Annotated in this window: 27 protein-coding genes; 17 read left to right on the forward strand and 10 right to left on the reverse strand. The window is 68.5% G+C overall.

What is annotated here, in order from left to right; genetic code table 11:
• Window positions 1-11: 11 nt before the first annotated feature.
• Both U4Z31_RS14070 and fae read right to left on the reverse strand, forming a co-directional pair.
• Window positions 12-1034, reverse strand: a complete 1023-nt coding sequence (locus U4Z31_RS14070) for an aldo/keto reductase (protein ID WP_321810641.1) — start codon at window positions 1032-1034, stop codon at window positions 12-14.
• Between the two features lie 41 nt (window positions 1035-1075).
• The gene (gene fae / locus U4Z31_RS14075; RefSeq protein ID WP_011356415.1) at window positions 1076-1600 is read right to left on the reverse strand and encodes a formaldehyde-activating enzyme; all 525 of its coding nucleotides are present in this window, start codon (window positions 1598-1600) and stop codon (window positions 1076-1078) included.
• 326 nt (window positions 1601-1926) lie between these two features.
• Between fae and U4Z31_RS14080 the strand changes: the two genes are divergently transcribed.
• The 3 genes from U4Z31_RS14080 to U4Z31_RS14090 all read left to right on the forward strand — a co-directional run bounded on the left by U4Z31_RS14080 (window position 1927) and on the right by U4Z31_RS14090 (window position 4127).
• Window positions 1927-2844: a LysR family transcriptional regulator gene (locus tag U4Z31_RS14080; protein ID WP_044848054.1), complete on the forward strand. Its 918-nt coding sequence runs from the start codon at window positions 1927-1929 to the stop codon at window positions 2842-2844.
• Between the two features lie 216 nt (window positions 2845-3060).
• Entirely contained in the window at window positions 3061-3411 is a 351-nt protein-coding gene (locus tag U4Z31_RS14085; RefSeq protein WP_321810666.1) for a hypothetical protein, read from the forward strand.
• Window positions 3412-3566: 155 nt separating this feature from the next.
• Complete coding sequence (locus U4Z31_RS14090) at window positions 3567-4127, forward strand: hypothetical protein (protein ID WP_321810642.1); 561 nt, start codon at window positions 3567-3569, stop codon at window positions 4125-4127.
• Here the strand turns inward: U4Z31_RS14090 and U4Z31_RS14095 are convergent, their stop codons facing one another.
• Complete coding sequence (locus tag U4Z31_RS14095) at window positions 4128-5003, reverse strand: LysR family transcriptional regulator (RefSeq protein WP_044848057.1); 876 nt, start codon at window positions 5001-5003, stop codon at window positions 4128-4130.
• Between the two features lie 161 nt (window positions 5004-5164).
• Between U4Z31_RS14095 and U4Z31_RS14100 the strand changes: the two genes are divergently transcribed.
• From U4Z31_RS14100 to tam, 4 genes are all read left to right on the forward strand, one after another.
• On the forward strand, window positions 5165-6484 hold the full coding sequence (locus tag U4Z31_RS14100) for a DUF3422 domain-containing protein (RefSeq protein ID WP_321810643.1): 1320 nt from the start codon (window positions 5165-5167) through the stop codon (window positions 6482-6484).
• 35 nt (window positions 6485-6519) lie between these two features.
• The gene (locus U4Z31_RS14105) at window positions 6520-6720 is read left to right on the forward strand and encodes a hypothetical protein (protein WP_044848059.1); all 201 of its coding nucleotides are present in this window, start codon (window positions 6520-6522) and stop codon (window positions 6718-6720) included.
• 81 nt (window positions 6721-6801) lie between these two features.
• Complete coding sequence (locus tag U4Z31_RS14110) at window positions 6802-7236, forward strand: GNAT family N-acetyltransferase (protein ID WP_321810644.1); 435 nt, start codon at window positions 6802-6804, stop codon at window positions 7234-7236.
• A gap of 120 nt (window positions 7237-7356) precedes the next feature.
• Window positions 7357-8142 (forward strand): trans-aconitate 2-methyltransferase, encoded by a 786-nt coding sequence (gene tam, locus U4Z31_RS14115; RefSeq protein ID WP_321810645.1) that lies wholly within the window; start codon window positions 7357-7359, stop codon window positions 8140-8142.
• A 52-nt stretch (window positions 8143-8194) separates the two neighbouring features.
• Here tam and U4Z31_RS14120 read toward each other — a convergent pair whose 3' ends face one another.
• Complete coding sequence (locus U4Z31_RS14120) at window positions 8195-8785, reverse strand: GNAT family N-acetyltransferase (protein WP_044848062.1); 591 nt, start codon at window positions 8783-8785, stop codon at window positions 8195-8197.
• Between the two features lie 385 nt (window positions 8786-9170).
• Here U4Z31_RS14120 and U4Z31_RS14125 point away from each other — a divergent pair, with 385 nt between their 5' ends.
• Window positions 9171-9575, forward strand: coding sequence for a nuclear transport factor 2 family protein (locus U4Z31_RS14125; protein WP_321810646.1), 405 nt, complete (start codon window positions 9171-9173; stop codon window positions 9573-9575).
• 126 nt (window positions 9576-9701) lie between these two features.
• Here U4Z31_RS14125 and U4Z31_RS14130 read toward each other — a convergent pair whose 3' ends face one another.
• From U4Z31_RS14130 to U4Z31_RS14140, 3 genes are all read right to left on the reverse strand, one after another.
• Complete coding sequence (locus tag U4Z31_RS14130) at window positions 9702-11183, reverse strand: aldehyde dehydrogenase family protein (protein WP_321810647.1); 1482 nt, start codon at window positions 11181-11183, stop codon at window positions 9702-9704.
• Window positions 11184-11205: 22 nt separating this feature from the next.
• On the reverse strand, window positions 11206-12156 hold the full coding sequence (gene speB, locus U4Z31_RS14135) for an agmatinase (protein WP_321810648.1): 951 nt from the start codon (window positions 12154-12156) through the stop codon (window positions 11206-11208).
• A gap of 168 nt (window positions 12157-12324) precedes the next feature.
• A complete protein-coding gene (locus U4Z31_RS14140; RefSeq protein ID WP_321810649.1) occupies window positions 12325-13242 on the reverse strand; it encodes a helix-turn-helix transcriptional regulator in 918 nt (305 codons plus the stop codon).
• A 198-nt stretch (window positions 13243-13440) separates the two neighbouring features.
• Between U4Z31_RS14140 and U4Z31_RS14145 the strand changes: the two genes are divergently transcribed.
• The 3 genes from U4Z31_RS14145 to U4Z31_RS14155 all read left to right on the forward strand — a co-directional run bounded on the left by U4Z31_RS14145 (window position 13441) and on the right by U4Z31_RS14155 (window position 16565).
• Window positions 13441-13785 carry a cupin domain-containing protein gene (locus tag U4Z31_RS14145; protein ID WP_321810650.1) on the forward strand — a complete coding sequence of 115 codons (345 nt, stop codon included), beginning with the start codon at window positions 13441-13443 and terminating at the stop codon, window positions 13783-13785.
• 263 nt (window positions 13786-14048) lie between these two features.
• Window positions 14049-15509: an FAD-dependent oxidoreductase gene (locus U4Z31_RS14150; RefSeq protein WP_321810651.1), complete on the forward strand. Its 1461-nt coding sequence runs from the start codon at window positions 14049-14051 to the stop codon at window positions 15507-15509.
• A gap of 135 nt (window positions 15510-15644) precedes the next feature.
• Complete coding sequence (locus tag U4Z31_RS14155; RefSeq protein ID WP_321810652.1) at window positions 15645-16565, forward strand: LysR family transcriptional regulator; 921 nt, start codon at window positions 15645-15647, stop codon at window positions 16563-16565.
• Between the two features lie 126 nt (window positions 16566-16691).
• Here the strand turns inward: U4Z31_RS14155 and U4Z31_RS14160 are convergent, their stop codons facing one another.
• Both U4Z31_RS14160 and U4Z31_RS14165 read right to left on the reverse strand, forming a co-directional pair.
• Complete coding sequence (locus tag U4Z31_RS14160; protein WP_044848306.1) at window positions 16692-17060, reverse strand: hypothetical protein; 369 nt, start codon at window positions 17058-17060, stop codon at window positions 16692-16694.
• 21 nt (window positions 17061-17081) lie between these two features.
• Window positions 17082-17438, reverse strand: a complete 357-nt coding sequence (locus tag U4Z31_RS14165; protein ID WP_124523417.1) for a winged helix-turn-helix transcriptional regulator — start codon at window positions 17436-17438, stop codon at window positions 17082-17084.
• 135 nt (window positions 17439-17573) lie between these two features.
• Here U4Z31_RS14165 and gstA point away from each other — a divergent pair, with 135 nt between their 5' ends.
• From gstA to U4Z31_RS14195, 6 genes are all read left to right on the forward strand, one after another.
• On the forward strand, window positions 17574-18206 hold the full coding sequence (gene gstA, locus U4Z31_RS14170) for a glutathione transferase GstA (protein ID WP_321810653.1): 633 nt from the start codon (window positions 17574-17576) through the stop codon (window positions 18204-18206).
• Between the two features lie 86 nt (window positions 18207-18292).
• A complete protein-coding gene (locus U4Z31_RS14175) occupies window positions 18293-18673 on the forward strand; it encodes a hypothetical protein (RefSeq protein WP_321810654.1) in 381 nt (126 codons plus the stop codon).
• 91 nt (window positions 18674-18764) lie between these two features.
• Window positions 18765-20054 (forward strand): TolC family protein, encoded by a 1290-nt coding sequence (locus tag U4Z31_RS14180; RefSeq protein ID WP_321810655.1) that lies wholly within the window; start codon window positions 18765-18767, stop codon window positions 20052-20054.
• An 11-nt stretch (window positions 20055-20065) separates the two neighbouring features.
• The gene (locus U4Z31_RS14185) at window positions 20066-21580 is read left to right on the forward strand and encodes an efflux RND transporter periplasmic adaptor subunit (protein WP_321810656.1); all 1515 of its coding nucleotides are present in this window, start codon (window positions 20066-20068) and stop codon (window positions 21578-21580) included.
• Entirely contained in the window at window positions 21577-24783 is a 3207-nt protein-coding gene (locus U4Z31_RS14190) for an efflux RND transporter permease subunit (protein ID WP_321810657.1), read from the forward strand. The genes U4Z31_RS14185 and U4Z31_RS14190 overlap by 4 nt, the downstream gene beginning before the upstream one ends.
• Entirely contained in the window at window positions 24780-25148 is a 369-nt protein-coding gene (locus tag U4Z31_RS14195) for a copper-binding protein (RefSeq protein ID WP_124487019.1), read from the forward strand. The genes U4Z31_RS14190 and U4Z31_RS14195 overlap by 4 nt, the downstream gene beginning before the upstream one ends.
• Here U4Z31_RS14195 and U4Z31_RS14200 read toward each other — a convergent pair.
• Window positions 25126-25407, reverse strand: a complete 282-nt coding sequence (locus U4Z31_RS14200; RefSeq protein WP_321810658.1) for a hypothetical protein — start codon at window positions 25405-25407, stop codon at window positions 25126-25128. The two genes, U4Z31_RS14195 and U4Z31_RS14200, sit on opposite strands and share 23 nt — an antisense overlap.

Consider the following 25407-nt stretch of genomic DNA (forward strand, 5'->3'; position numbering starts at 1 on the left):
GCCGCAGCCCTTCAGTCCGTTGCGAAGCTGCCCTGCGCCGGACGCGACGCGCGCGCGATGCGCTTGCCGGCCGTGTAGTCGTTGATCAGGTCGCACGGCGTGTAGTTGCGTTCCAGTTCGTGCAGTTCTTCCTCGGTGAGCTGCGTTTCGAGCGCGCCGAGCGCGCTGTCGAACTGCGCGACGGAATCCGCGCCGACCAGCATGCTCGCGACGCCGGGGCGGCTCAGCACCCACGCCTGCGCGATCTGCGCGGGCGGCACGCCGCGGCGCTTCGCGACCTTCGCGACCGATTCCGCGATCGCGAGCGACGCAGCGTCGCCGTACATCTGCGCGGTGAAGAAGTCGGTCTGGTTGCGCGTCGATTGCGGCTCGCAGGTCAGCAGGCCGCGCGCGAGCGGGCTGAACACCGACACGCCGACACCCTGTTCGATGCAGTACGGCACCATCTCGCGCTCTTCCTCGCGATACGCGAGGTTCAGCTGCAGCTGCATGTTGATCGGCTTGTCCCAGCCGTTTCGTTCGCAGGCCTGCATGATCTTCGCGAACTGCCACGTGTACATCGTCGATACGCCGATATAGCGCGCCTTGCCCGCGCGCACGATGTCGTGCAGCGCGCTCATGGTTTCCTCGACGGGCGTGTTCACGTCGAAGAAGTGCAGCATGAAGATGTCGACGTAATCCATCCCGAGCCGCTTCAGCGACCCGTCGATGCCGTCGAGCACGTGCTTGCGCGAATGGCCGCCCGCGTTCGGATAACTGCCCATGTCGTAGCCGACCTTGGTCGTCACGACGAGCTCCTCGCGGCGCGCGTTGCGCTTCAGGATGCGGCCGACCACTTCCTCGCCGACGCCCGTCGAATAGAAGTCCGCGAGATCGATGAAGTTGACGCCGGCGTCGAGCGCGCGGCGCACGATCGGCTCGCTCTGCGCTTCGTCGAAGATCCAGGGCTTCCATTCGGGGGTGCCCATGTTCATCGTGCCGAGACACAGGCGGGACACCTTCAGGCCGGACTGGCCGAGGCGGACGTATTCCATGTTTCCTCCAGGTGCGGCCTTGTGTCGGCCGCTCGTCGTCGTCAGTTTTTCTTCGGGGTGTAGAACGGGTTCGACACGTCGCGCGCGGCGGCGAATACCGCGTCGCGATGCGGCAGCCCTTCCATCGCGGCGACGATCGCGTTGCGGCACGCGCGATAGTTGTTCTCGAACACGGCATCGAGATCGTCGGTCTGCGGGTTCACCCAGTTCGCCGACACGACGACCCAGTCGTTTTCCGCCTCGGGCGGCAGCGTGCCGTTCTCGAGCGCTTCGGCCACGGCCTTCGCGATGCCGGCCTGCGACGCGCCCCACGTGGCGTTGCCGTGGAAATCGCTGGCGATCTGCGCCTTGTTGACGTACAGCGTGAGCGGCTTGGTCGGCACGCCCGGCTGCGCGATCACGACGAACGGCGCATGGCCGGCCGACGGCGTCGCGAGGGCGGTGGCGAACGCCTGGCCCGCCGGGCCGTTGCGCGGGCCGACCAGCACGTTGATGTGCGCGAGGTTGACGCCGGGGCCTTCGAAGCCTTCGCCGATGTAAAGCTGCCTGGGTTGAGATGCGGTCATTGCGGTGTCTCGTCGATGAGGTTGGGAGTGAGGCGATTGTGGTGGGCCGCGGCGCGGCCGGTGAATCGATGTTTTCTGATCGGGCTATGAGTTTTCGTCGTCTCCGGGAATGCCCTGAGCCCGGCGCGCGGACGCCCGCCGGGCGGGCCGCGGCCGGCGTCGTGACGGCGGGCGGGGCGGGATCGGCGGGTGGGCATTCGCGAACCGGCTCCGGGTTTGTCATACCCGGGCAGGGGTTGGAGGGCCGGGCGCTTCCGGACAACAATCGGCGTGCTCCGAGCCCTATCTTTCGTCTTCCCTTCTTTTTTCGAAAGCGAGTAATTCCGATGGCTGCCATTCAAAGGCCCGATTGGTCGAAGCTCAGTTCGCTCGATCCCGAGCTGATCCGCGCATTCGTCGCCGTCGTCGAGAGCGGCGGCTTCACCGCGGCGGCCCGGCAACTGCATCGCACGCAATCGACGATCAGCCTGCGCATCCGCACGCTCGAGGAGCGGCTCGACACGCACCTGTTCATGCGCAACAGCCGGCGGCTCGAACTGTCGCGCGACGGCGAGAACTTCCTGATCCATGCGCGCCGCATCATCCAGGTGCAGAACGACGCGATCCTCGCGCTGAAGCAGGCGAGCAGCGACCGCGGCGTCGTGCGCTTCGGGCTGCCCGAAGACTATGCGGAGCTGTGGCTGCCCGACCTGCTGAAGTCGTTCTATGCGATGCGGCCGGGCGCGCGCTTCCACGTGCATTGCCGCACGTCGCTCGAACTGCTCGAACGGCTGCAGGCCGGCGAGCTCGACGTCGCGCTCGTCGTGCGGCACGGGCCGAACGCGGGCGGGCGGCTGCTCGGCCGGCACGAGGTCGTGTGGGCCGCGCACCGCGATTTCGCGCTCGGCCCGCAGGCGTCGGTGCCGCTCGCGCTGTTTCCGGAGACGTGCTGCTACCGGCAGCGCGGGCTGCAGGCGCTCGCGACGGCCGAGCGGCCGTATCACGTCGTCTATACGAGCCAGAGCCCGACCGGCATCAAGATCGCGGTGAACCACGGCGCGGCCGTGACGATGATCGACCGCTGCACGCTGCCCGAGAACTGGCGCGTGCTCGACGAGACGGACGGGCTGCCGCCGCTGCCTGCGGCCGATCTCGAACTGCATCGCTCGCCGGGCATCTGCGATCCGCTGACCGACGATCTGGTGTCGCTGATCGAATCGATGGTCGACGAGCGGCGGCGCGCGTCGCTCGAAGCGTTCGCCTAGCGGGGTGGGGCGGCGCAAACGCGGGTGAGATTGAGGCGAACCGCGGCGCGCGGCCGCAACGCGCGCATGACGACCGGCGGCCAGCCGCAGCTCGGTGTCGTGTTATGTCCCCCGTGCCGTTTTTTGCACGGGCGGCCCGTTTTTTTGCACGACGTTTATCCGGTCTCTTCTAAGCTGGGGACGTGTCGAACAGCCGGGACGGCCTCCGTCCGCTCCATGACCTTCATTCATCCCGTTCCCGCCTGCGATGTCGCCGGCCGCCAGCTGCGCGCCGGCGCACCCAGCAATGTCATTCCGTTCCCGCCGCCGCGCCCGCGCCTGCAGTTGCCCGTCACCATGACGGCCGATTCCGGCGAACGCGCGCACGCCCGGCTCGCGGCGCTGCTGCATTCCCCGCTCGGCGTGTATGTCGTCAGCGCGCGTGCCGTGCGCGACGTGGTCCACGTGCACTTCGACATCGCGCCGGAAGACCTGGATTTCACGCTGCACATGCTGATCGCGCAGCAGGCCGATGCTGTGATCGGGCCGGTCGCGCGCCGATTGCATGTCGGGCCGAACGCGCGGTGAAGCTGGGAACGGTTGTTGCTCGTGGGTTGTCGTTCGTTCCTTGATGGCTTGTCCGATCCGCCGCCCGATCGCCGGTCGCCGTGTCGTCCGCCCGCAGGCGGCGAACCGGCGCGCGATGCTGCGTGCGCGGCGCCGATCACGAATACGGAGGAGTCATGGATCTATTGGAAGTCGTACCTGTCGCGCGGCCGGCGAGCGGCCGGTTACGGACGGCGTCGCTGCCGTCCGGCCAGCAACTCGCGCGTCAGCTCGTGACGACGGTGCGCGTGGCCGAAATGCTGCTGCATCAGGCGATCGTCGTGCCCGACCGGCACCAGTGGTCGGTGGACACCGAGCGGGTCGACGCGGCCGGCGGGCCGCTCGAGGCCTGGGAGAGCTTCGTGACCTGGCGGATCGGCAAGGTGTTCGCAGCGTCGGTGAGCCCCGCCGCGCGCGTCAACGATCGCGACCAGGTCGCGGTCGAGATCCGGCTTTGTCTGCCCGAGCAGGACTACGTGGCCGGGCGGCGCGTGAGCACCTTCGGCCGCCGCCACGGCAACCGCTTCGGCGCGACGCTGTCGGTCGTGTCGGGCGCGCAGTGGGGCTGGCAACGCGCGGAGCACGTCGCGCCGGAACACGCGCAGGTATGCGGTGATACGCTGGAAGCGCTCGTCGATCGGGTGGCCGCGAACGTCAATGCGGCGCTGGGCGCGGCCGGGTTCGGCGCGACGCGCTGATCACGCGTCGCCGGTCTGCCCGGTTTGCCGCTGCAGGTCTTCCATCAGCTGTTCCGCGAGAAAGTCGCACGGCGGGCGCTTCGATTTCGTGCTGCGCGCGAGGATCAGTTCGAGCGGCGGCAAATCGGGCAGCCCGTGCGAGCGGCCGAGCATCGACAGTTGCGCGGGTATCGCGCAGCGCGCGAGCGGCGCGACCGCGAGGCCGGCCTCGACCATGCTGAGCAGACCGAGCAGGCTCGGGCTTTCATACGAAGTGCGGAACGGCAGCTTCGCGCGTTCGAGGCTGCGGATCGCGTTCTCGCGCGCGACGCTGCCCGGCATGAACACCGCGATCGGCAGCGGCCGTTCTTCCCATACGCGCGGCCCGTTCGTCATCGCGGCCCATGCCATCGGCTCGTGGCGGATGAAGTCGCCGGACAGCCCCTTGATGCGCGTGCCGCACACGAGATCGACCGTGCCGTCCTTCAGGAGCGGCGCGAGCGCGCTGCTCGGCAGCCCGATCACCTGGATCTCGACCTTCGGATAGGTCGCCGAAAATTTCTTCAGCACCGACGGCAGCAGCGACGACGCATAGTCGTCCGGCACGCCGATGACCACCTTACCCGTCACTTCCGGCCGCACCACGGCCGCCCACGCCTCGTCGCGCAGCGCCAGCATTCGTCTGGCGAATCCGAGCAGCACCTCGCCTTCGCGCGTCAGCACGATGCTGCGCGGCTTGCGCACGAACAGCGGCCGCCCGATCGCGTCTTCCAGGCTCTTGATCTGCATGCTCACGGCCGATTGCGAGCGGTTCACCGCTTCGGCGGCACGGGTCATGTTGCCGGTTTCCGCGACGGCGACGACGGTGGCCAGCACGTCGTGATCGAGCATCTTCATCGGTATCAGGAAAACTGAACGTAACGATCAGCATTATGCGTTTTTATTGTCGCTGTGTGTCTGCCATAGTGGCATCGAGCCGGCCGCATCGTTCGATGCGGTGCGGCGATCACGCCGGCGTGCCCGGCACGCAGAGCCGAACAGGGAAGAGTGGTGTACCGATGATGGATCATCCATTGCGTGCCGCACTGGCCGCGGAATTGCATGCCCGGCCGTTCCTGCGGCTCGCCGAAGCCGTGTCGCTCACGCACTACGCGATCTACGCGGACGGCCAGCCCGACATCCACGAAACGCTGCTGCACGCGCTGTGTCGCGACACCGGCATTGCCGCGCCGCAGGACGGCGCGACCCACTACGCGGTGCAATCGCCGGGCGGCTGGTACCTGAAGTGGGAGCGCCACACCGAATTCTCGACCTTCACGTTCGTCGCGCCGCGCCGCGACACCGGCTATTTCGACGATCTCGCGATCGAAGGGATTCCGGCCGCCTGGTTCGCACGGCTCGCGGGCATCCGCTTCGTCGCGGTGCGCATGGAGTTGCTGTCGGGCGATGCCGCGCGGCTCGTGTGCGCCGACCTGCGCCGCTGGATCGACGGGCCCGCGCTCGTCGGCAGCAACGTGCTCGGCGGCGGCAAGGTGTACTGCGACTGGCACGTGCGCGACGACGGCTTCATGCGCTTTCTCGTCGTCGACGAGGATTTCCGCGAGGAGCAGGGCGGCCGCCTGCTGCAACGCCTCCATGAAATCGAGACGTACCGGATGATGGCGCTGCTCGCGTTGCCGGTCGCACGGCGGATGAGCCGCGAGCTCGACGAGATCCACGCGGCGCTGCATGCGCTGATGCAGCGGATGGACGCGGGCGGCGCCGACGGCGACGACGCGGCCTTGCTCGTGAAGCTCACGCATCTCGCGGTGCGGGTCGAAGCGCTGTCGGGGTCCGGCGGCCGCTTCAGCGCGTCGCGTGCTTACGAAAAGCTCGTGCTGGCTCGCATCCACGAGTTGCGCGAGGAGCGCATCGAAGGGATGCCGACGATCGCGGAGTTCATGGAGCGGCGCTTCGCACCGGCGATGGAAACCTGCCGCAGCGTGTGGGCGCGTCACGAGCAGATCGCCGCGCGGATCGCGCGCGCGGTCGACCTGCTGCGCACGCGAGTGAATCTCGCGCAGGAAAAGGACGTCACGCGCCTGCTGGCGGGCATGGAGCGCACCGCGCGCAACCAGCTGCATCTGCAGCACGCGGTCGAAGGGCTGTCGGTGGCGGCCATTTCGTACTACGTGCTGTCGCTCGCGACCGCGGCGTTCAAGGCGCTGCACGTGATGAACCTGCCGGTCGATCCCGAACTCGCGGAAGGCCTGCTGATCGCACCGGTCGTGTTCGCGGTGATTCACATCACGCGGCGCACGCGCGCGCAGCTCGCGCGGTCGGAGGCCGCGCATGGCGGCGCAGCCGTGCAAGCGGCGACGTTGCAACAGGCAAATTGAATCAGAACATCGACGACATATCGAAAGGAGTGGAGATGACTTTTACGCAATCGCAAGCGGGTTTTTTCACTGGCTACGACGCATTCGACGAACCCGGTCGGGATGACGCCGGCGCGCCGGAAGAGGTGCGCGTGACGTCGTATCAGGCCGTGCTGCAGGAGCCGATGACGTCGCTCGTCGGCAGCACGATCGATCGGCCGGATGTCGCGGCGGTGGCGATTCTCGGGTACAACTGACGCCTGGTCGTTTCGCGTCGATTCACGACGTCCGCCGTGGACGCTGCAGGCCCGGCGGCCCTTCACGTACACCTTCACGCCATGAACGCGCATCCCGCCGTTTCGCTTCAACTGACCGACATCGCGCAGCCGGCCGCACGCGACCTCATCAGCCGCAAGCTCGGCGAGTTCAACCACGCGATGACGGGCCGATCCGACACGGCGGCGCTCGACGTCTACGTGACCGATCCCGCGACCGGCGAGGTCGTGGGCGGCCTCACCGGCCGGACGTCGCTGGGCCTCTTCTTCATCGACCTCTTTTACCTGCCGGAATCGCTGCGTGGCGGCGGTTTCGGCAGCCGGCTGCTGCGCGAGGCCGAAGCGGAGGCGAAGCGGCGCGGGTGTGCGCGCGCCGTGCTGTACACGATTACGTTCCAGGCGCCGGACTTCTACCGGAAGCACGGTTACGAGGCGTTCGGCGAGGTGCCGTGCGAGCCGGAAGGGACGGCGCGCGTGTTCATGGTCAAGACGCTTTGAGCGAGGTAGCCTGACGTCACCGCGCCGGCGTCGCTACCGAAGACCGGCGGGATCGCAGCATGCGCTGCATCGACGGCGACGGGTAGCGCGACGCCGTCCACGCCGACCCGGAGGCATATCGTGGCAACGCCATCCGATCAATACGCCAGACAGTACGTGCGATTCGAAGACGAACGCACGCGGCCTGTCCGCGACCTGCTGGCCGCCGTGCCGGACACGCCGATCCATGCCGCGCTCGACATCGGCTGCGGGCCGGGCAATTCGACCGAAGCGCTGATCGCACGCGCACCCGACGCGACGGTGCGCGGGATCGACGCGTCGCCGGACATGATCGCGGCCGCGCGCAAGCGCCTGCCCGCGCTGCGTTTCGATCTCGCGGATGTCTCCACGTGGGACGATCCGGGCGGCTACGACCTGATCCTGTCGAACGCGGTGCTGCAATGGGTGCCGGCGCACGACACGCTGTTTCCGTCGCTCGTCGGCCGGCTCGCGCCGGGCGGCCATCTCGCGGTGCAGATGCCCGACAACCTCGACGAACCCGCGCACCGGCTGATGCGCGCGGTCGCCGCGGGCGGGCCCTGGGCGGACAAGCTCAAAGGCGCGGCGCGCACCGAGCGGTTCGACGCGCGGTATTACTACGCGCTGCTGTCGCCGTCGTGTTCGCGGGTGGATGTCTGGCGCACGACTTACTACCATCCGCTGCGCGGCGGCGCCGACGCGGTCGTCGAATGGTTCAAGGGCAGCGCGCTGCGGCCGTTCCTCGCGGCACTCGATGAAGGCGAACGCGACGCGTTCGTCGCGCGCTATCGCGATGCGCTCGCCGGTCCGGATGGCTACCCGTCGCTCGACGACGGCACCGTGCTGCTGCCGTTCCCGCGTCTGTTCATCGTCGCGACGCGGAAGTAAGGCGCAAGCAAAGGCGCAAGCAGGACCGGAGCGGGCGGCGGCGGGTCGTCGGTCAGGACAGCGGCCGCATCGATTCCGGATCGACCGTCCGGCTCTTCGCGCTTTGCCCGTCGCGCAGATCCTTGTACCAGAAGAGGGCGACTTCCCCGTCGTTCGCGCCGTCGGCGTACAGGAAGCGGTCGTGGCCGCCCACGACGAAGCCCGCCCGCGCGTACGTGCAGCAGGCCGCGACGTTGTTCGCCTGCGTTTCGAGCCGCATGAAGCCGAATCCGCGGCTGCGCGCCCACGCTTCCGCGGCCGCGAGCAGGAACTGGCCGATCCCCTGCCGCCGGCAGCTGCGGTCGACCGCGAGTTCCGCGATCTCGGCCATCCCGTTCCAGCTTTCGGTGATCGCGACGAATCCCGCGAGGCGCCCGCCCGCGCTCGCGCGGAACAGCGCGGTGCCGCCGGACGCCTCGCGCGCCCAGCCGGCCGGATCGAAGCCGTAGTCCTTGCGCTGCACGGGCAGCGCGCGCAAATCGAGCAGATCCTGGTACGGCGCATTCAGCTCCCACGCGATCTCGAACGAAAAGTCGCATCCGTTCAGTTCGTCGGCGGGCAGATCGACCGCCTGTTCGATGCTGATGTGCTCGGCTCGGTCCATGTGTCGGTGTCCTGTCTTCAGCGGGATTGCCTGGTCTTCCCCCGGGGCGGGCGGCGGCGCCTTGCAGCGAGAGCCGGATCGCACCCGTTCCTGTTTTGAATTGATGCGCTCGCACGATGTCTCTTCCCGCGGCGGCGCTCAACGCCCGATTATGCGGGATATCGGCGCGGACTCATCCGCATCTCGTCTCGTGGCGGAGCGCCGATCCCGGCCATGCCGCGTATTCGTCGGCGCATTGCTTCATTTGGCAGGGCGATGCGATCACGCAACGGATTGCTCATACGGAATCCACACGGCCCGATTGCCGGAGACCCTCATGGGGGCCGCTTCGCGGTTCGACTATGCTGAATTGTCCGCGGCGAACCTGCGATGACGGGAGGGGGCGATGAGCGAGCAAGACAACGTGCAACTCGTGCAGCAGGCATACGCGGCGTTCGGCCGCGCGGATATCGAGGGCATTCTGCAGACGCTTTCCGACAGCGTCGACTGGTTCATCCCGGGGCCGGCCGACGTCGTTCCGTTCGTCGGCAGACGACATGGGCCGCAGGCGGTCGCGGCGTTCTTCGCGGCGCTTGCGTCGGCGCAGACCGCGGAACGCTTCGAGCCGCTCGAGTTCATCGCGAGCGGCAACCGGGTCGTCGTGCTCGGCACGCAACGCTGGCGTGTCCATTCGACCGGGCGCACTTACGAGGACGACTGGGTGCACCTGCTCACGATCGAAAACGGGAAGATCGCGGCGTTCGTCGAGTATCACGATACGGAGGCCGAAGCGGCCGCGCATCGACGGTGACGGTACCGAAGATGCGTCGGGCCGCTGTGCCCGGCGGCTTCGGCATCCGGCGCGGCCGGCATGGCCCGCGGTGCCGCGCCGGCCCGCCGGGGATGGTGCCGCCGGTGGCCTGAACGGCCGCCCAGATCAATCGATCGCGCGCATCACGTGGCGCAGTTCCTGGTAGCTGCGCAGGCCCGTCACGCCGAGTTCGCGGCCGATCCCGCTGAGCCCGAAGCCGCCCCAGCACACATGCGGGTAGATGAGTTGCGGCGCGTTGATCCACACGAGCCCGGCGCGCACGCGTGCCTGGAACTGCTTCGCGACTTCCGCGTCGCGCGTCACGACGGTCGCGACGAGCCCGTAGCGCGTGTCGTTCGCGAGCGCGATCGCCTCGTCGTCGGTGCGGAACGACTTCACGCACGCGACCGGGCCGAACACCTCGTCGGTCCACAGCAGGTTGTCGGCGGCCGGCTCCGCGACCACGACGGGCGCCATGAAGAAGCCATTGCCGCCGGCCTCGGCGACGCGCCCGCTGAACGCGACGCGCGCGCCCGCCGCGATGCCTTGCGCGAGCATCGCCTCGACGCGCGTGCGCTGCGCGGCCGAGATCATCGGCCCCATCGCGACCCCCGCGGTGGCAGGCGGCGCGACGACGAGCGCGCGCACGGCCGTCTCGAACGCGGCCATGAAGCTGCGATAGAGGCTGTCGTGCACGAGGATGCGCGCGGTGGCCGAGCACATCTGGCCCGCGTTCGTGAAGGCGCCGGCGACCGCGAGCGACACTGCGACGTCGAGATCGGCGTCGTCGCGCACGATCAGCGACGACTTGCCGCCGAGTTCGAGCGTCACGCGCTTCATGTCCTCGGCCGCGGCCTGCATGACCTTGCGGCCGGCGGCCGTGCTGCCGGTAAACGAGATCTTGTCGATCAGCGGATGCGCGGTCAGCGCCGCGCCGACCTCGGCGCCGCCGTTCACGACGTTGACGACGCCGTCCGGCACGCCGGCTTCGGCGATCAGGTCGAGCAGCGCGTGCTCGGCCGGCGACGTCAGTTCGGACGGCTTCAGCACGACCGTGCAGCCGGCCGCGAGCGCGGGCGCGAGCTTCCATGCGGTCGTGACCATCGGGAAGTTCCACGGCACGATCAGCGCGGCGACGCCGACCGCGTCGTGGAAGCGCTCGGCCGCGACGGTGTCGCTCGGCAACGCGACGGGCTCGGCCTCGAACAGCGCCGGGTTTCCGCACAGCGTCGCGTAATACGCGAACGTCGCGGCGACGTCGCCGACGTCGGCGTCGGCCTCGAACGGCGGCTTGCCGCTCACCTGCATCTGCAGCGCCGCGAGCCGCTCGCGGTCGGCTTCGACGCGCTCGGCGATCGTCGCGAGCAGGCGGCCGCGCTCGGCGGGCGGCGTGTCGCGCCAGCCGGCGAACGCGTCGCGCGCGGCGCGGACCGCGGCGTCGACGTGCGCGGCCGTCGCGAATTCCTGCCAGCCGATCGTCGTGCCGGTCGACGCATCGAAGATCGGCGCACCGGCTTCATCGGAATGCGTGCGCACGGGCTGGCCGGCGATGCGCGCGGCGGGCAGCACGATGGCCGCGGCGGAAGGGGAAAGCTCGGCGGTGGACATGAGCGTGTTCCTGTCGATCGGATTAGCGGTAGGCGACGCCCGGCATCACGCAGAGCATCTCGAATGCGAGGTTCGCGCCGACGAGCGCGGTGGTGCCGGTCGGATCGTACGGCGGCGACACTTCGACGAGATCCGCGCCGACGATGTTCAACCCCTTCATCCCGCGAATGATCTCGAGACCCTGCTGCACCGACAGGCCGCCGATTTCCGGCGTGCCGGTGCCGGGCGCGAACGACGGATCGAGACCGTCGATGTCGAAGCTGAGATACACCGGCGTGTCGCCGACGCGTTCGCGCACCTGCGCCATCAGCGGCGCGAGCGACCGGTTCCAGCATTCCTCCGCCTGCACGACGGTGAAGCCCTGCTGGCGGCACCAGTCGAAATCGTCCGCGTGATAGCCGGTGCCGCGCAGGCCGATCTGCGTGACCTTGTCGCATTGGAGCAGGCCGTCTTCCACCGCGCGGCGGAACGGCGTGCCGTGCGCGATCTTCTCGCCGAACATCGTGTCGTTCACGTCCGCGTGCGCGTCGACGTGCACCACGGCGACCTTGCCGTATTTCCTGTGCAGCGCGCGCAGGATCGGCCACGCGATCGTGTGGTCGCCGCCGAGCGTGATCGGCCGGCAGCCGTTCGCGACGATCTCGTCATACGCGTGCTCGATGCGGCGCACCGAATCCTTCAGGTCATACGGGTTGGTCGCGACGTCGCCGATGTCGGCGACCTGCAGCGAATCGAACGGCGCCGCGCGCGTGGCCATGTTGTACGGGCGCAGCAGCACGGATTCGGTGCGGATCTGGCGCGGGCCGAAGCGCGAACCCGAGCGGTTCGACGTGCCGAGGTCGAGCGGCACGCCGACGAAGCACACGTCGAGGCCGTCGGTCGTGTCGGCCTGCGGCAGGCGCATCATCGTGGCGATGCCGCCAAAGCGCGGCATCTCGTTGCCGCCCATCGGCTGGTTCAGTTCGCGGTGCATGGGGCCGTCTCCTCTTTATGGTGAAAAGCGATCGGCCGATGGTAGAGGAGAACGCGGGCGCGAAGATCTTGAAGTCGCAACGTTTACATCGACGGGTCTCGATGCGAACGGCGCCGCCGCATCGACGCGGCGCGACCGGTGGCGGGCGATCGGCGGCGCGCGACCGGATCAGCCGGCGATCGCGGGCGGCGTGCCGGCGTCGTCGCCGTCGTTGCCTTCGTCGCCTACGTGGTCACGCATTGCCGCGGTAGGAAACACCGGCACGGCCGCGCCCCACGCAGCCAGCTCGCGCTTCGTGCGCACCCCGAGCTTCGCGAACGCACGCTTCACGTACGACTCGGCCGACGCGACGCGCACGCCGAGGATGTCGGCGGTTTCCGGCACGGTCTTGCCGGAGATCAGGTGCTTGCAGGTTTCGTATTCGCGCTTCGACAGCTTCACGCCGTCGGCCGCGATCCGCGCGTCGAACTGCGCGAGCGGATGCACGTCGGGCGTCGGGTGCGCGATGCGCCGCGCGGCGGTGGTCGATGCGTGCAGCTCGAGCAGCGGGAACAGCACGTCGCTGATGCTGCGAAAGCGGTTCATTTCGGCGAGCGTGAACGGCGGGCGGTCGCGGCCGCGTTCCAGCGCGATCGAATGCTGCGCATAGCGGGTGCCGCGCGCGAGCACGCATTCATGGCCGATATGCACGTCGTCGAACAGTCGCTGGCGGAATTCGCCGGGCGGGATCGCCGCGATGTCGCGCACGACCAGCATCGTGCCCGTCTTGCCGCGCAGCCCCGCGAACAGCGGGTCGCTGTCGAGAAAGCGCTCGTAGTAGAGCGTCATCACGTCGGAGATGTCGGCGGTCGCGGTGCCGATGCCGCTGCTGCCGATCCATTCGCAGCGGTAGCCGGTGGGCATCGTGCCGTCGACGCGCGAGCGCTCGACGTGCGCGACGTCGAGCGGCACGACGTCGTTCAGCAGTCGCGTGAGACGCGGCACGAAGTGCGGCGTGCCGACCGTCTCGATCAGCTCGCCCAGCGCCTTGAACGACACGTTGTATCGGTCGGTGTCGCGGTGGAAGGGGTTCACGTTGAGCAGCATGCGGTTCCCCGGTGAAAAGCGGCGGCGATTCTAGCGTCCGAAGTCAAAAACGTCATTAGGGGGAAATACGGTACGGAGTCCTGCGACCCTGCGCGCCGCGGAAAACGCGGTTTGTCCCCCCCGCAGGGGGGCATACCGGGGCAGTGTAAATGAGTAACTTTGTCTCTGCTTTTTTCAATCGAGAGACGAAAGATTCAAATGACCAAACTGATCAAGGACATCCTGCCGCTGGGCGCAGGCGTGGGCGAATTCACGAAGCTCGACTTCGGGATGGACGAAAGCGACTGGCGCGCGGCCGAAGGCAAGAGCGGCAGCTACCTCATCGGCTGGTGGGAAGGCAAGGTCGGCTCCGTGGAGTTCCCGGAAACCGCGGCGGACGAAGTGGTGTGGCTCGTCGAGGGCCGGATCGCGCTGACCGATGTCGAAGGTAACCGCAAGGAATTCACGCCGGGCCAGGGCTACCTGCTGCCGGCCGGTTTCGCGGGCCGCTGGGAAACGATCGAGGACGCGAAGAAGTTCTACGTGCTGCTCGAGAAGTCGTGATGCGAGCGGCCGCCGTGGCGTCGTCGTCAGGTTGACGCGAGGCCCGGCGGCGGCGTTTTCGATCGACCGCAGGCGACGTCCGTCGCGCGGGTGTCGAAGGCACGCGTCGCGGCTTGCGGTGCATCGCGCCGATCGTCGCCGTCGGCGCAACCGAGGCAACCGCGGCGATAGAAGTAAGCGGCGCAATCGCTGAATTCGGCGAATTCGGCACGCCGTGCACGCATCGCATGCGCGGGCCGCGATCAGGTGGAATGGCTGGGATCATGGAAATGGAAGTCAACGAAGCAACACAAGCCGCACCGGCTCACGCGCACGCCGCGCGTCACGCGCCGGTCGCACTGGGCGCCGCCGAGGCGCTCGCGCATACGAAACTGTTCCCGTACTGGCTCGACAACCCGGCCGCGCCGGCCGCCGAGCCGGAACTCGTCGGCGACGTGACGGCCGACCTGCTGGTCGTCGGCGGCGGCTTCACCGGGCTGTGGACGGCCGTGCAGGCGAAGGAACAGATGCCGCACCTGAAGGTGGTGCTGATCGAGGCCGGCAAGGTCGCGCACGGTGCGTCGGGCCGCGCGGGCGGGATCATCTCGACGTCGGTGATGCACGGGCTGCCGAACGCGGTGCGCGTGTTCCCGAACGACATCGCGCAGCTCGAGGCATTCGGCCACCACAACCTCGACGGCTTCGAGGACACGCTGAAGCGCTACGCCATCGACGCCGACATCGAGTGGAACGGCGAGATGACGGTCGCGGTGGACCCCGGGCACCTCGCGCACCTGAAGGGCGACTACGACCTGCATCGCGAATACGGGCACGACGTCGTGCTGCTGAACCGCGAGGAAACGCTCGAGCAACTGAACTCGCCGCTGTTCGCGGGCGCGCTGTGGTCGCGCAACCGCAGCGGCATCGTGCATCCGGCGAAGCTCGCGTGGGGGCTCAGGCGCGCGGCGCTGTCGCTCGGCGTGAAGCTGTACGAGCACACGCCGCTCACGACGGTGACCGACGAAGGCAGCACCGTGTACGTGACGACGCCGAAGGGCAGCGTGCGCGCGCCGCGTGTCGTGTTCGGCAGCGGCACCGCAAAGGTTGGCATTCCTGATATCAATCGCCGCGTGATGCAGGTGCGCGATCACGTGCTCGCGACCGAGCCGCTCACCGACGAACAGCTCGCGCGGATCGGCTGGAAGAATCGCCAGGGCGTGTACGACACGCGCACGCAGCTCAACTATTTCCGGTTGACGAAGAACAACAGCATCATCTTCGGCGGGCTGGTCAGCTATCACTTCGACGGCGACCCGGAACCGCACCAGGACGGCCGGCGCGAAACCTACTACCGGCTCGCGGAGGCGTTCTACCGGACGTTCCCACAACTCGCCGACGTGCGCTTCTCGCACGCGTGGGGCGGCCCGATCGACTACTGCTCGCGCGGCTCGGTGTTCGCGAAGCGCTATCTCGGCGGCAAGGCCGTGTTCGTCGCCGGCTACACGGGCTTCGGCGTCGCGGCGAGCCGGTTCGGCGCGTTCATGGGGCTGAACATCCTGTTCGACCGCGACAGCCCGGAGCGCAAGCTCGACATCGCGAACCAGAGCCCGAGCTACATCCCGCCCGAGCCGATGCGCTGGGTCGCCGCGAAGATCACGTTCCACGCGTTCGACGGCGCGGATGCCGAAGGCGGCTGGAAGCGCGCGTGGATCAACGGGCTCAAGGCGATGGGCTTCCCGATGTAAGCGCCGGTCGTTCACGAACGACGGGTATGGCGCGTGCCGTTGCCGATGACGGCGCGCGTCCGGTCAGGTTCATCGGCGCGGGCGGCCGGTGTCGTGTCGGCCCGGCAACGCGCGAGAAGCGCAGCGGCTTGAAGCATGTTTTCGAATACCACCGATCTCGATCTCCGGCTCATCCGGGTCTTCCTGGCCGTCGTCGACGCACGCGGCATCACGGCCGCCGAGGCATCGCTCGGCGTGCGGCAGTCGACCATCAGCACGCAGCTCTCCGCGCTGGAAGCGCGTGTCGGCTTCAAGCTGTGCGACCGCGGTCGCGGCGGCTTTCGGCTGACATCGAAGGGCGAACGCTTCGCGGCCACCGCGCGCACGCTGGTCGCGGCGACATCGGAGTTCGTCGCGCGCGTGCGCGACATCGACCGCAAGCTGGTCGGCACGTTGTCGATCGGGCTGATCGGGCAGGCCCCGCTCGTCGAGAACGCGCGCGTCGCCGACGCGATCGGCACGTTCCGCAAGCGCGACCAGGCCGTCACGTTCTCGATGAAGGTCGCATCGCCGCAGGAACTCGAGGAAGGCCTCGTCAACAACCAGCTCGATTTCGCGATCGGGTATTTCTGGCATCGCGTGCCGGGGCTCGACTACACGCCGTTGTTTACCGAGGAACAGGTGGTCTACTGCGGTCGCGGCCATCCGCTGTTCCATGTGTCGCGGCCGGTGTCGATGGACGACCTGCAGGCGCACGACTGGGTGTGGCGTACGTATCCGGTGCCGGAGGAACAGTGTCCGCTGCCGGAGCGGCGCGTGACCGCGAGCGCGGACAGCATCGAGGCCGCGACGATCCTGATCCTGTCGGGCGGCCATCTCGGCTACCTGCCCGCGCATTACGCGGAGCCGTTCGAGCAGCGCGGGCTCGTGAAGGCCGTCGGCCGTGCGACGTTCGGCTTCGATGTGCCGCTGCATCTCGCGATGAAGCGCAACGCGAGCGGCAAGCCGATCGTCGATGCGTTCCGCGAGGACTTGCTGCGCGCGTTCAACATCAAGGCGGCCGCGCTGGCGGCATAGCGCGTGCCGCTCGTGCGGCCGCGCCGCCGCCCCGCGGGCGCGAGGAACAGCGGCAGGAATCGCGAAACGCGTGTCGCGGGCGGACGGCGAACGCGCGGGATGTGAACGAGTATCGGGCGGGTCGCGTTACGCGCTTGCGCTGTCGTCGCGATATCCGCTCTTGCCGTCGAAGATTTCCTTCAGCGCGGCGCGCAGCGCGACGGGATCGTGTTCGCCGGGCGCAAGATGAATCACGTAATGCGTGTTGCCGTCGAGCCTCGCGGCGGTGCGCTCGTCGAGTTCGACGTCGAGCGTGTCGCCCGTGAGCCGCACCGACAGATCGTTCACGTGCGCGGTGAGCTGGTCGAGCACCATCACCTCGATCGACGTTTCCTCCGGAAAGCGCAGCAGCGAGAAGCAATAGTTCTGCGCCGCGTCGTGGCAATAGATGTTCGCGAAGCTTTCGTCGTCGTCGACATCGGACGTGGCCGCGCCGACGGTAGCGTGTAGTTCCATGATGTGTCTCTCGGTAAGGGGTTATCGGGGCAGCGCGGCTTGCGCGTCGACCTCGCCATGCGCATCGCGCGCCTTCAGCCACAGCCCGAATGCGCGCATGACCTCGACAACGGGCCGCAGCCGGTCGCCGTCCGCGGTCAGATCGTACTCGACGCGCACCGGCACTTCCGGATACACGGTGCGCCGCACGAAGCCGGCGTCCTCGAGCGCGCGCAGATCGAGCGTCAGCATCCGCTGCGAGATGCCCGGCATGTCGCGGCGCAGGTCGCTGAAGCGCTTCGGCCCGTCGAGCAGATACGACACGAGCAGCAGCCGCCAGCGGCCGCCGAGCATGCGCATCGCTTCTTCCACGGAACATCCTGTCGCACTCGTCTTCATGCCGCTGACCCTGTCGGTAACTTTTTTGTGACTACGGCACAAACGACTGCCTTCTTCTCAGTGCTGCGCCGATGCGAGATATTAGCGCCCGCGTCGCGGCGAATCGATAGTCGAACCACCCAATCAAGGAAACGCATGAAGCTTTATCACGCTCCCGGCAGCTGTTCGCAGGCCATCTGCATCGTGCTGCGCGAAAGCGGCATCGACGCGCAGGTCATCAAGGTCGACGCGCGCAAACACGTCATTGAAGACGGACGCAATTACTACGATGTGAGCGAACTCGGCTACGTGCCGCTGCTCGAACTCGACGACGGCACGATGCTGCGCGAAGGGCCGGTGATCGCGCAGTATCTCGCGGACCGGCGCCCCGAAGCGCGGCTCGCGCCCGCGTACGGCACGCTCGCCCGCTACCGGCTGATGGAATGGCTGAACTTCCTCGGCACCGAGATCCACAAGAGCTTCATCCCGCTGCTTTACGCGGTGCAGGCGGGGCAATACGTCGACCCGGTGCGGCAGAAGCTCGACAGCCGCTTTGCGTGGATCGACCGGCAGCTCGACGGCAACCCGTATGTGACGGGCGACACGTTCACCGTCGCCGATGCGTACCTGTTCGCGCTGACGGGCTGGGGCAAGGCCGACTGGATGCGCTCGGTGTACAACGCGGACATCGACCTGAGCCGCCATGCGAACCTGCGCGCGTGGTACGAGCGGGTGCGGGCGCGGCCGGCCGTACAGCAGGTGCTCGCCGCGGACGGGCTGGCACGCTAGCGCGTTTTGGGGGCGGCGCCGGACACCGTAAGAAGCCGCTCACGTCGCCGCGCCATACCGCAAACCGCCGCGCTATAATCGCCGCCATGAAACTGCTTCGGACCTTCATCCTGCTGCTGCTTTGCGCGGTGCTGCCCATCAGCGGGCTGGCAGCCAGCGGCTTGACCGGTGAATGTCCGATGCAGCACACGATGTCGATGGACGCGAACGCGGGCATGAGCATGTCCGCCGACATGAGCGGCTGCGATTCGATGAAAGCGTCGCCCACCGACACCACGAAGGCCAAAGCGAAGGGCATGGCCTGCAAGGTGACGGCCCAATGCCAGTTCGGCAGTCTCTATCACCCGGCCGCCCGCGCCGACGTGAGCCGTCCCGCTGCATTCGCCAGCACGATCGTCTTCCACTACGCGCAGTCCGTCCCGATCCGCGACCCGAACGGGTTGTGGCGCCCGCCCCGCATCAGCTGATCCCGATTTGACCGGTTCACCGCCGAGGCGGTGAGGTTCGTCCCGTGTTCGGGACGTGGAATCCATTCGGGTTCCGACTTGGGGTTACACCATGTCATTCGATTTCTGCACGCCGCGCATGCGGCGTGCGTGCCGGCGCGCGCCCGTGCTTTGGGCGGCGCTGCTGGCGGCGGGCGCCCATGCGCAGCAGTCGCCCGTCACGCTGGACGCCGCGCTGCAGGCCGCCATCGAACGTTCCGCGTCGATGCAGGCCGCGCAGGCTTCGGTGCGCGCGAGTTCGGAAGCGGCAGTCAGGGCCGGCCAGCTGCCGGACCCGATGCTCAAGGCCGGCATCGACAACCTGCCGGTCAACGGCGGGCAGCGCTTCACCGTCGGCCAGGACTTCATGACGATGCGCCGCATCGGCATCGAGCAGGAATGGGTGTCCGGCGACAAGCGGCGGCTGCGCGCGGCGCTGGCCGACGAGCGAGTCGGCCGCGAACGCGCGGACTATCTCGTGCAACTGGCCACGGTGCGCCAGCGGACCGCGGCGGCCTGGCTCGACGCCCTCTACGCGAAGCAGGCGCTCGCGCTTCGCCAGGCGCTGCTCGATCACATGCGGCATGAGCTCGACGCGACGCAGGCGTCGTATCGCGGCGCGAAGGCGAGCGCGGGCGAGGTCGTCCAGGCTCGCGCGATGCTGGCGCAAACGCAGGATCAGGTGCTCGACGCGCGGCAGGCCTATCGCACCGCACTCATCGTGCTCGGCCGCTGGACGGCTGCGCCCGTCACGGACGTGACGGGTACGCCGCCCGCGCCCGAATCCTTCGTGGCGTCGTTGCCGCCGGACGAACTGCGCGTGTCGCAACCGGCGCTCGTCGCCGCCGCGGACGACATCGCGGTCGCCGAGGCCGACGCCGCGGTGGCCGACAGCGAGCGCAGCCCGAACTGGACGTGGGAGATCGCGTACCAGCAGCGCGGCGGCGCGTATTCGAACATGGTGTCCGTCGGTGTCACGATCCCGTTGCCGCTCGATCGCAAGAACCGGCAGAACCGCGACGTCGCCGAAAAGGCCGCGCTCGCGACGAAGGCGCGCCTGATGTACGAGGACACGCTGCGTCAGGTGCAAGCCGATATCCGTACGCAGTCCGAAACGCTGGCAAGCGGCCGCGAACGCCTCGCGACCCTGCGCGAATCGCTGTTGCCCGCCGCCGGGCAGCGCGTGCAGCTCGCCACGGCCGCCTACCGGGCCGGCACCGGTTCGCTCGCCGACACGTTCGCCGCCCGGCGCGCGCAACTGGACGCGCAGTTGCAGGTGCTCGAGCTCGGACGCGACGTGTCGCGGACCTGGGCGCAGCTCGAATATCAGGTCGTGCCGTCGACGATGGCCGCCGCGCAGTGAAGGAGAACCTCATGACGAAGCAATCACTGGCGCGTGCGGTGCTGCTGGCATGCGCGGGCGCGGCGCTGCTCGGCGCCGGTTATGTCGCGGGCATGCGCCATGCATCGGGCGGCGCGGCAACGGCTGCCGTCGCGGCGTCAGGCACGCCCGATTTGCAGGCAGCACGCAAGGTGCTTTACTGGCACGACCCGATGGTGCCGAACCAGCACTTCGACAAACCGGGGAAATCGCCGTTCATGGACATGCAACTGCAGCCCGTCTATGCGGACGAGGGCGGCGATGCACGGGGCGTCCGGATCGATCCGGGCCTGCAGCAGAACCTCGGCATCCGCTATGCGACCGTGCGCCGGCAGCAGACAGCGGACGGTTTCGATGCGGTGGGCACCACGCAATTCGACGAATCGCGCGCGGACGTCGTGCAGTCGCGCGTCACCGGCTACATCGACCGGCTTTACGCACGGGCGCCGATGCAGCGCATCGAAAAGGGCGCGCCGATCGCGTCGCTGTTCGTGCCGGAATGGCTTGCGCCGCAGGAGGAATATCTCGCGCTCAAGCGGGGCGGGATGGACGGCAGCCTGCTCGATGCGTCGCGCGCGCGGATGCGTGCGCTGTCGATGCCCGACGCGATGATCGCCGCGCTCGATCGCGCCGGCCGCGCGCAGACGCACGTCGTGCTGAGCGCGCCGGAAACCGGCGTCGTCAGCGAACTGAACGTGCGGGACGGCGCGATGGTCGCGCCGGGACAGACGCTCGCGAAGATCGCCGGGCTGTCGACGCTCTGGCTCATCGTCGAGGTGCCGGAAGCGCTCGCGCTGAACGTGCAGCCGGGGATGGCGGTCGACGCGACGTTCGCGGGCGATCCGGCGCGGCACTTCACCGGCCGCATCCGCGAAGTGCTGCCCGGCATCAGCTCGGGCAGCCGCACGCTGCAGGCGCGCGTGGAGATCGACAATGCGGCGCTCGGGCTCACGCCCGGCATGCTGATGCGCGTGCATGTCGCGGCGCGGAAGGCGGTGTCGCGCCTGCTGGTGCCGTCCGAAGCGGTGATCGCGACCGGCAAGCGCACGATCGTCATCGTGAAGACGGGCGACGGCCGGCTCCGGCCGGTATCTGTGAAGGTGGGCAACGACGTCGGCGGCGACACGGAAGTGCTCGACGGGTTGAACGAAGGCGATACGGTCGTCGCATCGGGGCAGTTCCTGATCGATTCGGAAGCGAGCCTGAAAAGCGTGCTGCCGCGGCTGGAAGGCGCGGCGGGCGCGAGCGCGGCGCAAGCGCCGGCCGCCGCGGCCGCGCCGGTGTACGAAACCACCGGCAAGGTCGAGCAAGTCACCGACGACGACATCACGTTCTCGCATCAGCCGGTGCCGGCACTCGGCTGGGGCGCGATGACGATGGCGTTCGGCAAGCCGTCGGCACACGCGTTCCCGGACGTGAAGGCTGGCCAGACGGTGCGTTTCGCGTTCGTGCAGCGCGACGACGGCTACCGGCTGACGAAGGTCGAGCCGCAGGGAGGCACGCGATGATCGCGCACGTGATTCGCTGGTCCGTCCGCAACCGCTTCCTGGTGCTGCTCGCCACCGTGCTGATCGCGGCGTGGGGCGTGCATGCGCTGCGGCAGACGCCGCTCGATGCGCTGCCCGACCTGTCGGACACGCAGGTGATCGTCAAGGCGTCGTATCCGGGCAAGGCGCCGCAGGTCGTCGAGGACCAGGTCACCTATCCGCTGACGACGACGCTGCTCGGCGTGCCGGGCGCGAAGACCGTGCGCGCGTACTCGTCGTTCGGCGACGCGTTCGTCTATGTTCTGTTCGACGACCACACCGACCCGTACTGGGCGCGTTCGCGCGTGCTCGAATACCTGAGCCAGGTGCAGAGCCGCCTGCCCGCGGGCGCGACCGTGTCGCTCGGGCCGGATGCGACCGGGGTCGGCTGGGTGTACGAGTACGCACTCGTCGATCGCACCGGCCGTCACGACCTCGGGCAACTGCGTGCGCTCAACGACTGGTTCCTGAAGTTCGAGCTGAAGGCCGTGCCGGACGTGTCGGAAGTGGCGAGCGTCGGCGGGATGGTGCGCCAGTACCAGGTCGTGCTCGATCCGGACAAGCTGCGCGCGTACGGCATCACGCAGGCGGCGGTCGCGGACGCGCTCGGCAAGGCCAACCAGGCATCGGGCGGCGCGGTCGTCGAGCTGGCCGAGTCGGAGTACATGGTGCGTTCGTCCGGCTACCTGCGCACGCTCGACGACTTCCGGCACGTGGTGCTGCGCACCGACGACGCGGGTACGCCGGTGCTGCTCGGCGACGTCGCGCGCATCCAGGTCGGCCCGGCGATGCGGCGCGGGATCGCGGAGCTGGACGGGCAGGGCGAGGTGGCGGGCGGCGTCGTCGTGATGCGCTCGGGCAAGAACGCGCTGACGACGATCGACGCGGTGAAGGCGAAGCTCGCCGACCTGAAGCGATCGCTGCCGCCCGGCGTCGACATCGTCACGACCTACGACCGCTCGCAATTGATCGAGCGCGCGGTGGACAACCTCCGCGACAAGCTGATCGAGGAGTTCGTGATCGTCGGGATCGTCTGCGCGGTGTTCCTGTTCCACCTGCGCAGCGCGTTCGTCGCGATCCTGTCGCTGCCGCTCGGCGTGCTGGCCGCGTTCATCGTGATGCGCTACCAGGGCGTGAACGCGAACCTGATGTCGCTGGGCGGCATCGCGATCGCGATCGGCGCGATGATCGATGCGGCGATCGTGATGATCGAGAACGCGCACAAGCATCTGGAGGCATACAGCCACGCGCATCCCGGCGAGCCGATCACGACGGCGCGGCGCTGGGAGCTGGTCGCGAGGTCGGCCGCGGAGGTCGGGCCGGCGCTGTTTTTCTCGCTGCTGATCATCACGCTGTCGTTCGTGCCGGTGTTTTCGCTCGAAGGTCAGGAGGGCAAGCTGTTCGCGCCGCTCGCGTTCACGAAGACCTACACGATCGCCGCCGCGGCCGCGCTGTCGGTGACGCTGGTGCCGGTGCTGATGGGGTATCTCGTGCGCGGCCGCATTCCGCCCGAGCACGCGAACCCGATCAACCGAGTGCTGACCCGCGTGTACCGGCCGCTGCTCGAAGCGACGCTGCGGCGCCCGTGGCGCGCGATCGGCGTCGCGATCGCCGCGCTGTTGCTGACGGCCGTGCCGTTGTCGCGTCTCGGCGGCGAGTTCATGCCGCCGCTCGACGAAGGCGATCTGCTGTACATGCCGACCGCGCTGCCGGGCATCTCGGCCGACAAGGCGAGCGAACTGCTGCAGCAGACCGACCGGCTGATCAAGACCGTGCCCGAGGTCGACACGGTGTTCGGCAAGTCGGGGCGCGCGGATACGGCGACCGATCCCGCGCCGCTCGAGATGTTCGAAACGACGATCCGCTTCAAGCCGCGCAGCGCATGGCGGCCGGGGATGACGCCGGAGAAGCTCGTCGACGAACTCGATCGCACGGTGAAGGTGCCGGGCCTGTCGAACGTGTGGGTGCCGCCGATCCGCAACCGGCTCGACATGCTGTCCACCGGCATCAAGACGCCGGTCGGCGTGAAGATTTCCGGGCCGGACCTGGCGGGGATCGACGCGATCGCGACGCAGGTCGAGGCGGCGGTTAAACGTGTACCGGGCGTCACGTCGGCGCTCGCGGAACGGCTGAACGGCGGCCGCTACCTCGACGTCGACGTCGACCGGCTCGCGGCCGCGCGCTACGGGCTGTCGGTGGCCGACATCCAGTCGGTGGTGTCGTCGGCGATCGGCGGCGAGGATGTCGGCGAAGTGATCGCGGGGCGCGAGCGGTTCCCGATCAACCTGCGCTATCCGCGCGAGCTCCGCGATTCGCTCGAGAACCTGCGGCAACTGCCGGTCGTCACCGCGCGCGGCGCGCAGATTCGCCTCGGCGACGTCGCGCGCATCGCGATCGCCGACGGGCCGCCGATGATCCGCAGCGAGAACGCGCGGCTGTCCGGCTATGTGTACGTCGATATCCGCGGCACCGATCTGGGTACGGCAGTCCGTGCGATGCGGCAGGTCGTTGCGCAACAGGTCGCATTGCCGCCCGGCTATTCGATCGCGTGGTCGGGACAGTTCGAGTATCTCGAACGCGCGGCGGCGACGCTGCGCACCGTGGTGCCGGTGACGCTCGTCGTGATCTTCGTGCTGCTGTTCGTCACGTTCGGCTCCGCGGCCGATGCGCTGCTGCTGATGTCCACGGTGCCGTTCGCGCTGATCGGCGGCTTCTGGCTCGTCTGGGCGTTGGGCCACGCGGTGTCGGTCGCGACGTCGGTGGGCTTCATCGCGCTGGCGGGCGTGGCCGCCGAGTTCGGCGTCGTGATGCTGCTGTACCTGAAGGGCGCGCTGCAGCGCCGCCTCGACGCCGGCACGCCGCTGACCGATGCCGTGCTGCTCGACGCGATTCGCGAAGGCGCGGTGCTGCGCGTGCGGCCGAAAGCGATGACGGTCGCCGTCGTGCTGGCCGGCCTCGTGCCGATCATGGTCGGACACGGCGCCGGCTCCGAAGTGATGCAGCGCATCGCCGCGCCGATGGTCGGCGGCATGATCACCGCGCCGCTGCTGTCGATGTTCGTCATTCCCGCCGCGTGGCTTCTGCTGCAGCGCCGTCGTGCGCGAGGCGCGAGCCGTCAGCGGCAATCCGATGCAGTTCCTCACGGCATGAACGTGCCGTCCACCTCAACTGGAGAATCCCGATGAAGATGAATCAACTGATCGCCACCGCCACTGCCGTTTTCGCGACCGGCGTGTTCGCCGTTCCCGCGCTCGCCGCGGGCGACATGCCGGGCATGGACATGTCCGGCATGAAGATGTCGTCGGGCGGCGCGGCCGAGTCGCATGCCGCGCTGACCGATGCCGAAGTGAAGAAGGTCGATGCCGCGAGCGGCAAGATCACGCTGAAGCATGGCGCGCTGGAGAACGTCGGGATGCCGCCGATGACGATGGCGTTCAAGGCGAAGGACGCGGCCATGCTCGCCGAGGTCCATGCGGGTGACAAGGTGAAGGTCCGCGTCGAGAACGTCAACGGCACGCTGACGATCGTCAGGCTCGTGAAGGCGTCGTAAGCGCGGGGAAGCGGGCGGGATGGCCGCCCGCCGCGAGCGTCGTCAAGCGCGGTGCGGTGACGACGCTCGCGTTCGGGGGGGCGTACGCCTGTCGGGCGGCGCGCCCGATCCGCGTCTTCAGCGCATTCAGTTCCTTCAGCGCCTTCAGCGCCTTCAGCGCCTTCAGCGCCTTCAGCGCCTTCAGCACCTTCAGCACCTTCAGCACCTTCAGCACCTTCAGCACCTTCAGCACCTTCAGCACCTTCAGCACCTTCAGCAC

It is taken from the genome of Burkholderia sp. BCC1985, assembly GCF_905339915.1.
GTDB lineage: Bacteria > Pseudomonadota > Gammaproteobacteria > Burkholderiales > Burkholderiaceae > Burkholderia.

Bases quoted from the DNA above. Each gene is read 5' to 3' on its own strand.
- U4Z31_RS14125 (WP_321810646.1), top strand. From the start codon at position 9,171: ATGAGCGAGCAAGACAACGTGCAACTCGTGCAGCAGGCATACGCGGCG.
- U4Z31_RS14120 (WP_044848062.1), bottom strand. From the start codon at position 8,785: ATGGACCGAGCCGAGCACATCAGCATCGAACAGGCGGTCGATCTGCCC.
- U4Z31_RS14160 (WP_044848306.1), bottom strand. From the start codon at position 17,060: ATGGAACTACACGCTACCGTCGGCGCGGCCACGTCCGATGTCGACGAC.
- U4Z31_RS14185 (WP_321810656.1), top strand. From the start codon at position 20,066: ATGACGAAGCAATCACTGGCGCGTGCGGTGCTGCTGGCATGCGCGGGC.
- U4Z31_RS14085 (WP_321810666.1), top strand. From the start codon at position 3,061: ATGACCTTCATTCATCCCGTTCCCGCCTGCGATGTCGCCGGCCGCCAG.
- U4Z31_RS14155 (WP_321810652.1), top strand. From the start codon at position 15,645: ATGTTTTCGAATACCACCGATCTCGATCTCCGGCTCATCCGGGTCTTC.
- fae (WP_011356415.1), bottom strand. From the start codon at position 1,600: ATGACCGCATCTCAACCCAGGCAGCTTTACATCGGCGAAGGCTTCGAA.
- U4Z31_RS14080 (WP_044848054.1), top strand. From the start codon at position 1,927: ATGGCTGCCATTCAAAGGCCCGATTGGTCGAAGCTCAGTTCGCTCGAT.
- U4Z31_RS14130 (WP_321810647.1), bottom strand. From the start codon at position 11,183: ATGTCCACCGCCGAGCTTTCCCCTTCCGCCGCGGCCATCGTGCTGCCC.
- U4Z31_RS14195 (WP_124487019.1), top strand. From the start codon at position 24,780: ATGAAGATGAATCAACTGATCGCCACCGCCACTGCCGTTTTCGCGACC.
- U4Z31_RS14175 (WP_321810654.1), top strand. From the start codon at position 18,293: ATGAAACTGCTTCGGACCTTCATCCTGCTGCTGCTTTGCGCGGTGCTG.
- U4Z31_RS14145 (WP_321810650.1), top strand. From the start codon at position 13,441: ATGACCAAACTGATCAAGGACATCCTGCCGCTGGGCGCAGGCGTGGGC.
- gstA (WP_321810653.1), top strand. From the start codon at position 17,574: ATGAAGCTTTATCACGCTCCCGGCAGCTGTTCGCAGGCCATCTGCATC.
- U4Z31_RS14140 (WP_321810649.1), bottom strand. From the start codon at position 13,242: ATGCTGCTCAACGTGAACCCCTTCCACCGCGACACCGACCGATACAAC.
- U4Z31_RS14190 (WP_321810657.1), top strand. From the start codon at position 21,577: ATGATCGCGCACGTGATTCGCTGGTCCGTCCGCAACCGCTTCCTGGTG.
- U4Z31_RS14105 (WP_044848059.1), top strand. From the start codon at position 6,520: ATGACTTTTACGCAATCGCAAGCGGGTTTTTTCACTGGCTACGACGCA.
- U4Z31_RS14070 (WP_321810641.1), bottom strand. From the start codon at position 1,034: ATGGAATACGTCCGCCTCGGCCAGTCCGGCCTGAAGGTGTCCCGCCTG.
- U4Z31_RS14180 (WP_321810655.1), top strand. From the start codon at position 18,765: ATGTCATTCGATTTCTGCACGCCGCGCATGCGGCGTGCGTGCCGGCGC.
- speB (WP_321810648.1), bottom strand. From the start codon at position 12,156: ATGCACCGCGAACTGAACCAGCCGATGGGCGGCAACGAGATGCCGCGC.
- U4Z31_RS14150 (WP_321810651.1), top strand. From the start codon at position 14,049: ATGGAAATGGAAGTCAACGAAGCAACACAAGCCGCACCGGCTCACGCG.
- U4Z31_RS14095 (WP_044848057.1), bottom strand. From the start codon at position 5,003: ATGAAGATGCTCGATCACGACGTGCTGGCCACCGTCGTCGCCGTCGCG.
- U4Z31_RS14165 (WP_124523417.1), bottom strand. From the start codon at position 17,438: ATGAAGACGAGTGCGACAGGATGTTCCGTGGAAGAAGCGATGCGCATG.
- U4Z31_RS14090 (WP_321810642.1), top strand. From the start codon at position 3,567: ATGGATCTATTGGAAGTCGTACCTGTCGCGCGGCCGGCGAGCGGCCGG.
- U4Z31_RS14100 (WP_321810643.1), top strand. From the start codon at position 5,165: ATGATGGATCATCCATTGCGTGCCGCACTGGCCGCGGAATTGCATGCC.
- U4Z31_RS14110 (WP_321810644.1), top strand. From the start codon at position 6,802: ATGAACGCGCATCCCGCCGTTTCGCTTCAACTGACCGACATCGCGCAG.